Source organism: Kutzneria sp. 744 (assembly GCF_000568255.1).
Lineage (GTDB): Bacteria > Actinomycetota > Actinomycetes > Mycobacteriales > Pseudonocardiaceae > Kutzneria.
The window spans coordinates 10,980,583-10,993,704 of record NZ_KK037166.1; the positions used below are offsets into that span (position 1 = coordinate 10,980,583).

A 13,122-nucleotide genomic window follows, 5' to 3' on the forward strand; every position below is an offset into this window, starting at 1 on the left:
GCTCCTCTACTTCGCGATGCCGAGGCACAGGCCGAATTCGGGGGTGCCGCCCAGCAGGTGGGCGCCGCCGGACTGGAGGATCCGCTCCTGCGCGAACAGGTGCTGGCACATCGTCGTGGTGTCACGCAGCCAGCGGTCCATCGGCGACGCGCGGTGGATCGAGGCGGTCTGGAGCAGGTCGTAGATCCGGGTCACGATCGACCGCGCGGTTCGGAAGGCGTGCAGCCGCGACAACGGCAGTGCTGCCCGCTCGGTGCGGGTGAGGTCGTCGAGGGTGCCGCCGCCAGTCAGCACTTCCTCCAGCCGCAGCAACGCGCCGCGCACACCGAACCGGGTGGCGTTGTAGTCGGCCTCGCACTCGGCGATGATCGTCTGCACGCGACGGTTGTCGGCCCACCGATCCCCGTTGGGGTAGCGTCGGTTCTCGGCCAGCTCGCGGACGTAGTCCAGCGCCGCGCGAGCGACTCCCAGCGGCACGCCGGGCAGGCACCGCATGAACGTCTCCGGCTCGGTCCTGGGGCTGGAGTGGTCACGCAGCTGGCTGAACACCAGCGTGTGCTCCTCCGGCACGAACACATCGACGATGGTGTAGTCGCAGCTGCCGGTGCCGGACAGGCCGGTGGTCTCCCAGTTGTCGATCAGGCTGACGTCCTCGCGGCGCACCATGAACAGCCGGGAGTCATGAGGGTCCTTGCCGTCCGGGCTCGGATCCGGTTGGCCGTCACGGTAGATGAACGCACCGGAGATCACCCAGTCGCAGGTGGTCACGCCGCTGCCGAAGGTCCACCGGCCGGACAGCCGGTAGCCGCCGGGCGCCCGCTCGGCCCGTCCGACCGGGAACAGCGCGCCGGCGGTGATCATGTCCAGGCTGGGGAACATCACCCGCGCCGCCGAGTCGTCCAGGTAGCGGGCGAAGTGACCGGTGTGCGCGCAGACCTCCGCGGTCCAAGCGGCCGATGCGTCCCCATAGGACAGTGCTTCGACGATGTCCAGCTCCTGCAACGACGTCAGGTCGGGACCGCCCCAGGCGTGAGTGAAGCCGGCCCGGTAGATGCCGGTGTCCCGCAGCTTCTCGACGATGTCGTCGGGCAGGTGCCGGGTCCGCTCGATCTCCGCCGCCCGCTCGCGCAGCTCCGGGGCGAGCGCCTTGGCCCGGGCCAGTATCTCCGCGGCAGTCAGCGTTGCCTCGGGTGCGATGGTCATCTGCTCACTCCTCACGCGTCGGTGTCCAACAGGCCGGCGGGCATCTCGAAGGCGGCATCGGCTTCCGGTGGCCCGATGGGCTGGGCGTCGACCTCGACCATGGCCGAGGTGTCGAGCAGCCGCCGCCGGCAGGTCGGCACGTCGTCGGCCTCGCACACCACGAAGGAATGACGGGCCAGGTAACCACCCGGCGGCAGCCTCAAAGTGGTGCCGGGATCGACCATCGGCGACGCCGTCACCAGGCCTTCCGCCACGGAGGGCACCGTCACCGATCGCACCACGCAGTCGGCGGCCGGCAGCCCGAAGCGGATCCCGGCCACGGAACGCTTGGACGGCGCGATGTCCGGCCGCTGCCCGGTGGCCACGTCGAACAGAACGTCGCCGGAGTCGATACCGGTGGCGATCTTGCCCAGCAGCGGGATCAGGTCCCCGCCGACCCGGCCGTTGATCTCGATCACCACCGGGCCGTCCGCGGTCAGCCGCATCTCGCTGTGGGTGATGCCGTCCTCGATGCCCAGCGCGCGATGGGCCCGGGCCAGGGTGCACACCAGCGACTGGTCGGCCAGCAGCGGGTCGGCCGCGTCGACGACGTGCCCGATCTCCTCGAAGTACGGGTGCTCTCCGCTTTCTTTGCGGGCCAGGAACATCGGCAGGTACTCGCCCTTGTGCACGGCCCCGTCGACGCTGATCTCCGGGCCGTCGGCGTAACCCTCCACAATGGCCTGAGCACCGTAGACGCCCTGGTCCACTTCGCTGGCCGCCAGGGCGACGGCGAAGGCGGCGTCGAACTCCGACTCGTCCCGGGCCAGCACCACGCCGATGCTGGCGCCGAGCGCCCGGGGTTTCACCACTACCGGGAACCCGATGCCCACAGCGGCTTCCCGTGCGACGGCCGGATCGGACGTCATGGCGTAACCGGGTTGAGGTAGGCCCGCAGCCGTCAGCAGATCACGGGTACGGTGCTTGTCGCGGCACCCGTGCACGCCGGCCAACCCCAGGCCAGGCACGCCGAACTCGGCCGCCAGCTCGCCGGCCGTCAACACGAGCGGCTCGTCCCAACACATCAGCCCGACGATCTGCTTCTGTTCGGCGACCTTGCGGGCCTCGGCGATCATCACCGCCGGGTCGAACACGTCGGCCAGCACGATCTCGTCGAAGTACTCGCTCTGCCAGGTCGGCTTGAGATTGTTCAGCAGCACCAGACGCAGCCCGGCCTCACGGGCCCGGCGGTGGATGGAAGTGACCAGGTACTCCCGGTAGTACCGCAGCCCGCTGCCGATGACCAACAACACACCGTTCACTGCGGCACCTCGCTAGCGCTCGGTGTCCGCGTTCGCGGACGTACTGCGTTGAATGATTCGCTCGCAAGCTCGCTCATGCCACGGCCTCCTCAGCGATCACCGGCTCCACCTCGGGTTCCGGCTTGACCTTGATGCCGGCCCAGGCCAGCGCGCCGGTGATGATGCCGAGCACGGTCAGCACCGGGAAGAACACGTTGCCCAGCGCGGCCCACGCCAGCACGCCGACGATCGGCCCGAGCGCCTGGGCCATGCCCATGACCGAGCTGGTGACGCCCAGATAGCGGGCCCGGTAGCGGGCGGGAGTCTTGGCCGGGCGGGCGAACATGGTCGGGCCGGACATCATCAGGCCTCCGGTGAACAGCGCGGCGCTGATGATCACCGCCGCCGGGTTGCCCGAGGACAGGCCCCAGCCGACGAAGGCCAGCCCGAACACCACGTGGCCCAGGAACACCGCCAGCGAAGGCGGCCACTTCACGATGTACGAGGTGATCTTCAGCTCGCAGGTGATCAGCACGATGCCGGAGGTGGCCAGTACGAAGCTGTACAGGTCGGTGGACAGGCCGTCGGCGACGATCTTCAGCGGCAGCGCGACCGTGTACTGGGCGTACACCACCGTCCCGATGAACACGGCGGCCAGGTACATCAGGAACCGGCCGTCCCGGGCCAGCACCGCGTAGGCCGAGCTGCGCGGCGCGTTCTCGCCGGGCGTGGGCTTCTCCTCCTCCGGCGCGACCACGTTGGGCAGCAGCGAGAACGCCAGCAGCGAGTACGCCAGCGCCGTCGCACCGTCCACATAGAACAGCAGGTCCCAGTTCACGCCGATGAACACGGTGGCCAGCAGCGCCGCGCCGGCCGCGCCGGCGTTGAGGGCGATGCGCATCATGGAGAACGCCATCACCTGGAACTTCTCCGGCATCAGTTCGGCCAGCATCACCGACGCCGCCGGCCGGTAGGCCTGCGTGACCAGGCCGGCCAGGCCCACGTCGAGTATGAGCAGCCAGAACGTGCCCGGCCCGCTCAGCAGTGGGATCAGCGCGACCAGCGGGCCGGACGCGGCCATCGCCAGCCCGATGGTGTACCGGGTACCGAGCCGGTGCGCGAGCTCGCCGCCCAGTGTGCTGCCGATGATCGCGCCGACGGCGTAGGCGACCAGGCCGACGCCGGCCAGCTCCGCCGTGACGCCGCGGTGCACCAGGTACAGCAGCAGGAAGGACTGGACGAACGCGCCCAGCTGGTTGAGCAGCATGCCGCCGAGCAGGTACCGGATCGACGTCGGTGTCGCCCTGATCGCGGCGAGCACGCCGTCGGACGCCCTCTCGTTCATGCTGTTGCCTCCATGGCCTCGACGATCGTGCGAGCAACGAGCGGTGCGGCGGCGAAACCCGAGCCGCCGCAGGCGGGCCGGACCCACAGTCCCGGCCCGAAGTGGTGGAGCAGTGGGCCGCCGGTGCCGGGATCGGTGGCGTAGTGGCATTCCCGCACCGCCACCACCTGGTAACGGTCCATTTCGGACAGAATCGGCTCGGCCAGCAGCCGGTCGACCCACGGCCCGGGTTCGCCGCCGGCCGTGGAGTCCACGTCGCGGCACACCAGGTCCGAACTGATCTTGAGCAGGGTTCCGTCGCCCGGCGGCAGCAGCCAGGCGCGGCAGTCCGCGCCCAGACCGCCCGCGCCGGGTGCGTGTTCCCACCACGCCGCCAGATCGGCCGGCGGGCGCAGGTACACCATGGTCTGCCGATACAGCTTCACCGGGATGTCGACCAGTTCACGGCTCCACGGCCCGGCCGCGACGACTACGACGTCCGCCCCGAGGGCGGTACCGTCCACAAGCGACACCCAATGCTCCGCGACGAATTTCACCGAGCACTCCGGCCGCACGGTCACGTTGGGCCGCCTGGACAACCATCGTGCAGCAGCATCCAGGAACCGGTCCGCCAAAAGGACTCCAGCGTCGGCGTCGAGCACACCGACCGTGTCATGGGGGAATCTGATGTGCGGCAGCTTCTCCGGCTCCACGACGGTCAGTGCCCCGACCTCGTTCCGCGGCCAGGCCGTCACGATGCCGACCTGGCGGAAGAACCGCTCGCCCAGCAACGACTCCAGCTCCAGCCAGCATGTGCGGGCCGACGCGAACTGGGCCGTCATGACGGGGTCGCCGGGCCGCAGCACCCGCAGTGCTCGGTGCTGGTCGGCCGACGTGGACGCCGGGTTGGGGATGGGGCCGCGGTCGAGCAGCGTCACGCGGTGTCCCACCCGCGCGCACTCGATCGCCGTCACCATCCCCGTGACCCCGGCGCCGACGACAACGATGCTGGACATCAGCCGCCGGCCCCGGTCAGGCGCGGCAGTGGAGTGGGAGTGACCGTCACGGCGTCCTGGCGGGCCGGGATCGTGGTGTCCGGTAGTGCGGCGCCCGCGAGGTCGATCAGCACCGGGGCGGCGCAGCGGAGGAACACATCGACTTCGTGGCACAGGTCGCCGGCGGTCTCCTTGGTCACCCCTGCCGCCATCTGGTCCAAGCGGGCCAACTGTTCTGACATCGTCGACGCCACGGCAGTGAGGCTGAAGCGCCGCACGCCGTACCCGGCGGCGAACCGGTCGACCATCCGCTGCGCGGACCGCCGCGACCGCTCGGACACCGGCAGCGCACCGCGGCCCACCCACGCGTCGACCGCCGCCGCAACGCGGTTCCACGGCCGGACCAGACGCGTGTCGGTGACGCGGACCAGGGCCTCGCGGGTGAAGTCGGTGCGCTGGAACTCGGGGCTGGTGGCCGACAGGTGGAACCGGATCAGGTCCCGCGGCACCTCGGCCGCCAGCTCCCGCCCCGACACCACGTGACCGCGGCTGGTGGAGAACTTCTCGTTGGCCAGCTCATAGAAGTCGTTGGTGACGTACTGTGCCGGCACCACGTACTCGCCCAACGCCGTCAGCATCGCCGTGCCGACGACTGCGAACGGATACGTGGCGTCCAGACCGGTGAAGTAGACGACGGTCGTGCCGGAGTCCTTGCGCCACAGCTCATCGTCCGACTTGAGGACCGCGCCCCGCCGCTCGGCCGCCAGCGCCGTGGTGAACATGCTCCACGGCATGCCCTCCATGTGCGGGTAGATCACCTGGCCCGGCACCTCGGGGAACGGCGCCGGGATGCCCCACGAGGTCGGCTGCGTGATGGGGAAGTCGGGCAGCGGCCCGGCCATCACGTCCTCGATCATCTGCGCCATGTGCGGGCGCATGGTTGTCCCCGCGAAGTACGCGGTCAGCTCGGCCCGGTACTCCTCGACCGGGAACACCAGGATCTCCGCCTCGCGGATCTCCAGGGGCTCGTCCGGGTACAGCGTCGAGCGGGGGTCGAGCAGATCCCCGGGCGCGACCGGCAGGCCGCAGCTCTCGCAGATGCCGGCGTACCCGGTGGCCAGGCAGAACGGGCAGCCGCCGAGCACGTAGGCGTCCATCAGGTACTCACCGGTGCTCGGCAGGTACGGGAAGCGCCAGGTGCGGAGCTTCAGCCGGTCCTGGCTGTGCAGCCGGTCGTAGAAGTCCAGCACCATCTTGGTGAACCGGTCGCCGATGCAGCCGAAGCCGTCCACCTCTATGCCCATGGCCGCCAGCGTCCGTTCGACCTGCTCGGCCGACCGCACCCGGAGGTGCTCCGGGGACACGCCCAGCTTGCGCGCGGCCGTGACCACATAGTTCTGGGTGAAGTGCATGCCGGTGCCGTACAAGGCCTCCACGCCGGTGGCACGGGCGTAGCGGGTGCATACGTCGGCGGCCAGGAAGGGACCGGCCAGGTGGCCGACGTGGAGGTCGCCGTTGGCCGTCGGCGCCGGCGAGATGATCACCAGCCGTTCCATCAGGCGCTCCTCAGCTCGCCGCGGCGGGCCAGCAGGTCGTTGACGATGTCCTGCGACCGGTGGGCCAGCACGCTGATCAGCGAGTCCGCGATACCGTGCGTGCCCTCGTTGACGCCCTGCAGATACATGGCGCCCCAGGTGGAGTCGCCGAGGTCGACGCGGTAGCAGCGGCTGACCGTGACCTCGTCCAGGCCGACCCGGTCGGCCAGGTCGCGGACCATCTCCGGCATCCGCTGGTCGAAGCCGGTGCCGACCAGCACGACGTCGCAGCGCAGCGGCTCGACCTTGCCGCTGGTCCGGTCACGCAGGTCCAGAACCACCTCGTCGCCGTCCATGCGAGCGCCGACGACCTCGGTCAGGGCCCGCACCCGTGACCGTTCCTGGCCGACACCGCGCTGCTGGTACAGCATGGTGTAGAGCTGCTCCAGGAACGGCGGCGCCAGGCCCGCGTAGTTGGTCAGGTGCATCTCGTCCAGCAGCTGCTTGCGGACCTCGGGCGCGCTGTCGTAGAAGGTGTCCACAAAGGACGGGAAGAACAGCTCGTTGACGAACTTGCTGGTCTGGTAGTTCTGCAGGCCGATGGAGCGGACCACCATGGTCAGCTCGCTGTTGGGCAGGTTCTGATGCAGCGCCATGAACATCTCGGCCGCGCTCTGCGCCCCGCCGACCACGACCGCGCGCAGCGGCGCCTCGGACGGCAGCGCGGCGATTCTGGTCCGATACTGTGCGCTGTGGATGACCCGGTCCGACGGCAGGTCGGCGAAGACCGCCGGGACGTGCCGGTCCCGGCCGCCGCCCACCACCAGGTCCCGACAACGGATGGTGTCGCCGCCGTGCAGCGTGACCGTCCACCCGGTGATCGACCCGTCCGCGGCGCGGGTCGGCTCGATGCACTGGGCCCGCGAGTTGAACCGGATGTTCACCCGGTCCAGTGAGCGGGCCACCCACTGGAGGTAGTCGGAGATCTCCCAGCGGAACGGGTTGAAGGTGCCCAGGTTCACGAACTCGTCCAGGCGCCCGGAGTCGTGCAGGAAGTTCAGGAAGGAGAACTTGCTGCGCGGGTTGCGCAGCGTCACCAGGTCCTTGAGGAACGACACCTGGCTGCGTGCCCACGGCATCAGCAGGTCGCGCTGCCACTTGATGTCCGGGCTCTGGTCCAACAGCAGCGTCTCGTCGGCCAGTGCGTCCGAACCGGACTCCTCGATGGCCACCGCGAGCGCCAGGTTCGCCGGCCCCGCGCCGATGGCAAGCAAGCCCACCTCTTGGTCAGTCACAGCTGCACCTCGTTCATCGTGATCGATTCGCACGCCGAGCCGGTGGCTTCAGGCGGTGACGGGTGATGTGCCGAGCGAGTGACCAGCTCGTGACCCGATGCTATGGTCGGGCCCTTCCCTGTAGATAGGGAAGCTTTGCCCGTCCGGCGGGGAATCTGCCGGCGCCGGCGTGCTTTCAGCGGTAGTGACTAGTCGCTTCGGGGGGATCGCACCCCTGGTCTTTTGTGCCGCAACTAACGTTGTCAGGTGGCGGTTCGCTAGCTTGACATCCCAGATGGGCGGGCACTGGGGGGAGCCTGAGGACCTTTTGGGGGACCACATGACTCACCCGGCACAGATCGAGGGTTTGTTCGCGGGCGGACGACACGGCGCCACCCTGGAGACCGTCACGGTGCTGCTGGCCGACGCACATCCCGTCGCCCGCAGGCGGATCCGGTCCACGTTGGAGCGAGACGGCGGCTGCGTGGTGCTCGGCGAGGCCACCACCGCCGCCGAGACCTTCGCCGAGACCGCATGGCACCGGCCGGACGTGCTGGTCGTCGACCCGCACCAGTTCGGCCCGCTCGACGTGGCCGGCATGATCGGTCATGTGGCCCGGATCGCGCCCGGCACAAGGGTTCTCGTCGTCACCTCGGTCGACGACGACGCGGCCGTGCGGTCCGCGCTGCACGCCGGCGCCCGGGGCTACCTGGTCGCCGCCGACGCCGATGCCGACCAGGTGTTGCGCGGGGTTCAGGTGGTGGCCAACGGAGAGGTCATCGTCGGCCGGTCCGTGGCCGGCCGGCTGCCGGCGCTGTTCAGCCCGACCGGCGGGCACGTGCCGTATCCCTTCCCGCAGCTGACCGCCCGGGAACAGCAGGTGCTGGAACGGATCGCGGCCGGCAAGTCCAACCTGGCCATCGCCCGCGACCTGGCGCTGGCCCCCAAGACCATCAGCAACCGGGTCTCCTCGGTGCTGGGCAAGCTCGGCGTCAACGACCGGGCCCAGGCCATCGTGCTGGCCCGCGACGCCGGCCTCGGGCGCGGCTGACCCCGTTGGCGGGCAAGGGATTTCCCCGCGTTGTGGGATAACTTCCCCTACCGGCCGGGAAACATCCGACATTAGCCTCGGTCAGCGTCAACAGGATTCGGCTGATCGGAGTGGGGACGTGACCGACCAAGAGCCCGTGGCCGTGGACATCCGCCGACTGGAGCACGAGAATCTGGTCCGCGCCTACGGACTGGAGATGAAGCTGCTCTACCCGTGGGACGGCCTGACGGCCCCGTTCGAGGGCGCCTGGTGCGTGCTGCGGCCGGGCGACACGTCGGTGACGCATGCCCACCACGAGCACGAGATCTTCATCGGCATGGCGGGCCGCGCCGAGGTGGTGACGCCCGCCGAGCGCTATGCGTTCAACGCCGGGGACGTCGCCTTCCTGCGTCCCGGCATCGAGCACCATCTGACCAACGCGGGCGACGAGGACTTCGCCTACTACGCGATCTGGTGGGACCGGGCGATGTCCGAGGGCTTCGTCAAGCAGGAGGAGGAGCGCGCCGCCGGTGGTGGTCGGTGATCGACTACGACGGCCGCCGGTTCCGCAAGGAGGGAGCCGGCGACGCGCCGGTGGCCGTGTACCGGCAGCGCGGCGACGTCGTGTGGACGGAGGTCTCCGGCGGCCCGGTGCTGCGCTGTTCCGTCACGGGGGTGCGGGATTCCCGAGACATCCTCCACATGGGATACACGATCGTGCTCGACTCCGGGGACGTGATCTGCGGTCGCACCGTGAACACGCCGGAGGTGGCCGACGACGGCCGGATCCGGCTGCGCGAGCAGTGGGAGCGGTACGGCGCGCATGCCGCCACCGGCACGTCCTACCTCGAAGAGGTGAGGGATCTCAGATGAAGTCACCGTCCGAACAGGACTGGCGACGGCTCGGCCGGGCCGTGACAGGCCGTGTGCTCCGCCCTGGGGACAACGGCTTCGGGGCCGTGAGCACGCCGTTCAACCGGCGCTACGCCGCGACCGTGCCGGCCGGCGTCGTGTCCGTGGCCTCCACCGTCGATGTGCAACGGGCCATCGCCTGGGCCCGGGACGTCGGCGTCGGCGTTGCCGTGCGGGGTGGAGGGCACAGCTACGCCGGCTTCTCCGTCGGCCCTGGCCTCGTGATCGACCTCGGCGCGCTGAACACCGTGTCCGCCAGCGCTTCCACCGGCCTCGTGACGGCCGGCGGCGGTGCTTCGATGTCCACCGTGTACGCCGCGATCGAGCCGTGCGAGATGGCCTTCGCGCTCGGCAACGGCGCCTCGGTCGGCATCGGTGGGCTGACCCTCGGCGGCGGTTACGGGGCGACGTCTCGGGTGCATGGAATCACCGCCGACGCACTGGTGGCGACGACGCTCGTGACCGCCGACGGGGAGGTGCTTCGCTGCGACGCCAACGAGAATGCCGACCTGTTCTGGGCTTGTCGCGGCGGTGGCGGCGGCAACTTCGGCGTGAACGTGTCTTTCACGTTCCAGGCCGAGCCCGTGTCCGACTGCGCCACCTACGTGCTGCTGTGGCGGATGGAGGACGCGGAGAAGGTGTTCTCGGTGGTGCAGGAGACTGTCCGTTCGGCACCGGATGCGTTCGCCGCCCGCGTCGGCGTGAGCACCACGGGGGCGGACGCGATCGTGTCGTGCATCGGGCAGCACCTGGGCCCGGCGTCGGAGCTGCGGGAGATCCTCGATCCCGTGCTGTCGGTGGCGCAGCCGTTCCGCGTGATGATCGAGGATCGAACCTATTGGCAGGCCAGGGATGATCTGCTGCACGACACCTCGGCCGGCGCCTTCGCGGCCCGGACCAGTGTGCTGACCCAGCCGTTGCCGGACGACGCCATCAGCGCGATGTTGGCACAGGTGCGTCGATGGCCCGGCGGCGGGAATGCCGACGGCGGCGGGGCGGCCCTGTTCTCGTGGGGCGGTGCCGTGAATCGGGTTCCCGTGGCCGACACCGCTTTTCCGCACCGCGAAGCGAAGTTCCTGCTGTCCATGGACACCTCGTGGGCGGAGGACGATCCCAGTGCGGTGGTGGACGCCAACCTCGGGTGGCTGGAGGAGTTGGCCGCCTCCATGGCTCCGTACGGCGGCGATCGTTCGTACCTGAACTTCACCGATCCCGACCTGAAGTCCTGGCGCAGCGCTTACTACGGGAACAACTACCCGCGGCTGGCCGAGATCAAGCGGCGGGTCGACCCGGACGGCTTCTTCGCCTTCGAGCAAGGGATCGGGTCATGACCACGCCGCCGCAGGTCGATGCCCGGGTGCTGTTCTGGTCGGCGGCCGACGTCGACGCCGGGGACGTGCCCGACGGGCAGTTGCCGTACGTGCGGGAGATCCTGTCCTGGGCGCGAAGATACCTGGTGTCGCCGCATCCGGAGCTGGGTCGCAACGGTCCGGTGTGTCCGTACACGCAGCCGTCCCTCCACAAGGGACTGTTCCATCTGGCGGCGTTGTCAGGGGACGGCGACGTCAACGAGGCCGTGGAAAGCCTACGTACGTGGTACGAACGCATCGGCGCCACCATGTCCGCCGCCGACCGTGAACTGCTCACCGTCCTGTTGGTGTTGCCGCACCTCGATTACACCGATGCCAGCGGGCTCGACGCGTTGCAGCGGGTCGCCAAGGACAAGTTCGTCGAGGACGGCCTGATGATCGGCCAGTTCCATCCCGTGTGCGACGCGCCCGGGCTGTGGAACGCCGATTTCAAGGCGTTGCGGGCCCCGGTGCCGCTGTTGGCGATTCGCAAACTGGTCGTGTTCGACCTGCCTTTTCTGGTGGAGCACAAGGCCCATGCCGAGAGCTACATCCGCCGCTTCGCCCCGGAGATCCCGCCTCGCGTCCGCAAGCAGCTGGCGCAGCGGATGACACGCTAGGGGGCATGGATCCTATTGACGAGTACGTGGCGCGGCACGGCGACCGGCACGAGCGGGAGCTCGCGGAGTGGGTTGCCGTGCCGAGCGTCAGCGCTACCGGGGAGGGCATGGTCGAGGCCGCTGCTTACGCTCGTGAGCTGCTGGTTCGCAGCGGCCTGACGCCTCGGGTGGTGGAGACCGTGGGTTGGCCACTGGTCGTCGGGCACGCTGCCGGTCCGGGTCCGCATGTGGTGATCTACGGCCATTACGACGTACAGCCGGCCGGTCCGTTGGGGGAGTGGGACAGTCCGCCGTTCGAGGCCGTCATCAGGGACGGTCGCATGTTCGGGCGCGGCACCGGCGACAACAAGGGCCAGCACCTTGCCCAGTTGTTGGCGTTGAGGGCCTTGCGGGACTGCTTTGGGCAGTTGCCGTGCGAGGTCACCGTCATCCTCGACGGGGAGGAGGAGATCGGCAGCCCCAACCTGGCGTCGACCCTGGCCGGCATGCGGACGGAGCTGAACGCCGACGTCGCCCTGTACAGCGACGGGCCGGTGAACGCCGGCTACGAGCCGACCGTCTCTTTGGGCGTCCGTGGTGTCGTGAGCTTCGAGATCACCGTTCGCGGGGCCGGGGCCGTCTTCCACTCCGGCAACTGGGGCAACGTGGCGCCGAATCCGGCGTGGGAGCTCGTGTGGCTGCTCGGCACCATGCGTTCCCCGGACGGCCGGATCCTCATCGAGGGCTACGACGCCGGCATCACCCCGTTGACTCCCGCCGAACTCGCCGCGTTGGCCGCCCTCCCCGTGAGCTCCGGTCTCGATCGTATGGACGTCGTCGCCGGCTCCGTCAACGAGCGGCTGGCCCTGCCGACCTTCTCCGTCAACTCTCTGACCTGCCTCGACAACAACGAGCACCGCACCGTCATCCCCGCTGTGGCCGTTGCCCGCTGCGACATGCGCCTGGCCGGCGGTCAGCGGACAACAACTGTTGTCGAGGCTGTCCGTGCGCATGTCAACCGCCATCTCCCGCACGCCGAGGTCACCGTCAAGGCCTTGATGGAGCCCTCTCGCACCCTCCCCGACGCCCCTTTCGCGCAGGTCGTCCTCGATGCCGTCGGCGCCGACCGGCCCGCCCTCTTCGAGCCCGCCATGGGCGGCAGCCTCCCCATCGCCGGCCTCACCGACGGTCTCGGCGTGCCCTGCTACGGCATACAGCTGGCCAACGTCGACGAGCGCAACCACGCCCCCAACGAGAACTTCGAGCTCCGCCGCTTCCACGCCGGCATCCGCACCGCCGCCCGCGTCCTGCAGGCCCTCGGCCGCGCCGGTTGAGAAACGCCGAGGTGGGTAGTCGATCAGTCGGAGGTGGTGACCATGACCGTGCCCGCGCCTGAGCGTCCACTGCCGGGAGACCCCGACGAGCCGCGGCTGCCGAGCCCGGAGCCGGCGGTGCCAGGTCCTGGTCCGGATCCGGTGGGCCCGGATCCTGTGGTGCCGGGTCCTGGTCCGGATCCGGTGGGCCCGGATCCTGCGCTGCCGGGTCCTGGACGGGTGGTTCCCGAGCCGGGTCCGGTGGTGCCGCGTGAGATTCCGCCGGAGCCCGAGTCCGCACCAGAACC

Annotated in this window: 12 protein-coding genes; 6 read left to right on the forward strand and 6 right to left on the reverse strand. The window is 69.7% G+C overall.

The genetic code is table 11. The features are described 5' to 3' along the window. Positions 1-6: 6 nt before the first annotated feature. The 6 genes from KUTG_RS49700 to KUTG_RS49725 all read right to left on the reverse strand — a co-directional run bounded on the left by KUTG_RS49700 (position 7) and on the right by KUTG_RS49725 (position 7,632). The gene (locus tag KUTG_RS49700) at positions 7-1,203 is read right to left on the reverse strand and encodes an acyl-CoA dehydrogenase family protein (RefSeq protein WP_043726974.1); all 1,197 of its coding nucleotides are present in this window, start codon (positions 1,201-1,203) and stop codon (positions 7-9) included. A gap of 11 nt (positions 1,204-1,214) precedes the next feature. Beyond that, a complete protein-coding gene (locus KUTG_RS49705) occupies positions 1,215-2,504 on the reverse strand; it encodes an ATP-grasp domain-containing protein (RefSeq protein ID WP_043726976.1) in 1,290 nt (429 codons plus the stop codon). A 73-nt stretch (positions 2,505-2,577) separates the two neighbouring features. Then, a complete protein-coding gene (locus tag KUTG_RS49710; protein ID WP_043726978.1) occupies positions 2,578-3,828 on the reverse strand; it encodes an MFS transporter in 1,251 nt (416 codons plus the stop codon). Next, complete coding sequence (locus KUTG_RS49715) at positions 3,825-4,823, reverse strand: NAD(P)/FAD-dependent oxidoreductase (protein ID WP_043726979.1); 999 nt, start codon at positions 4,821-4,823, stop codon at positions 3,825-3,827. The genes KUTG_RS49710 and KUTG_RS49715 overlap by 4 nt, the downstream gene beginning before the upstream one ends. Next, entirely contained in the window at positions 4,823-6,358 is a 1,536-nt protein-coding gene (locus KUTG_RS49720) for a class I tRNA ligase family protein (protein ID WP_052396385.1), read from the reverse strand. Before KUTG_RS49720 ends, KUTG_RS49715 begins: the two co-directional genes overlap by 1 nt. After that, on the reverse strand, positions 6,358-7,632 hold the full coding sequence (locus tag KUTG_RS49725) for a lysine N(6)-hydroxylase/L-ornithine N(5)-oxygenase family protein (protein WP_043726981.1): 1,275 nt from the start codon (positions 7,630-7,632) through the stop codon (positions 6,358-6,360). The genes KUTG_RS49720 and KUTG_RS49725 overlap by 1 nt, the downstream gene beginning before the upstream one ends. A 319-nt stretch (positions 7,633-7,951) precedes the next feature. Here KUTG_RS49725 and KUTG_RS49730 point away from each other — a divergent pair, with 319 nt between their 5' ends. The 6 genes from KUTG_RS49730 to KUTG_RS49755 all read left to right on the forward strand — a co-directional run bounded on the left by KUTG_RS49730 (position 7,952) and on the right by KUTG_RS49755 (position 12,835). Continuing rightward, the gene (locus tag KUTG_RS49730; RefSeq protein ID WP_052396386.1) at positions 7,952-8,662 is read left to right on the forward strand and encodes a LuxR C-terminal-related transcriptional regulator; all 711 of its coding nucleotides are present in this window, start codon (positions 7,952-7,954) and stop codon (positions 8,660-8,662) included. Positions 8,663-8,780: 118 nt separating this feature from the next. Next, positions 8,781-9,185, forward strand: coding sequence for a cupin domain-containing protein (locus KUTG_RS49735; protein ID WP_198047638.1), 405 nt, complete (start codon positions 8,781-8,783; stop codon positions 9,183-9,185). Continuing rightward, positions 9,182-9,514, forward strand: coding sequence for a hypothetical protein (locus KUTG_RS49740; protein ID WP_043726984.1), 333 nt, complete (start codon positions 9,182-9,184; stop codon positions 9,512-9,514). The genes KUTG_RS49735 and KUTG_RS49740 overlap by 4 nt, the downstream gene beginning before the upstream one ends. Next, entirely contained in the window at positions 9,511-10,884 is a 1,374-nt protein-coding gene (locus KUTG_RS49745) for an FAD-binding oxidoreductase (protein WP_043726986.1), read from the forward strand. Before KUTG_RS49740 ends, KUTG_RS49745 begins: the two co-directional genes overlap by 4 nt. Then, on the forward strand, positions 10,881-11,522 hold the full coding sequence (locus KUTG_RS49750) for a DUF6875 domain-containing protein (protein WP_043726988.1): 642 nt from the start codon (positions 10,881-10,883) through the stop codon (positions 11,520-11,522). Before KUTG_RS49745 ends, KUTG_RS49750 begins: the two co-directional genes overlap by 4 nt. 5 nt (positions 11,523-11,527) lie before the next feature. Further along, the gene (locus KUTG_RS49755; RefSeq protein ID WP_043726990.1) at positions 11,528-12,835 is read left to right on the forward strand and encodes a M20/M25/M40 family metallo-hydrolase; all 1,308 of its coding nucleotides are present in this window, start codon (positions 11,528-11,530) and stop codon (positions 12,833-12,835) included. Positions 12,836-13,122: the final 287 nt, after the last annotated feature.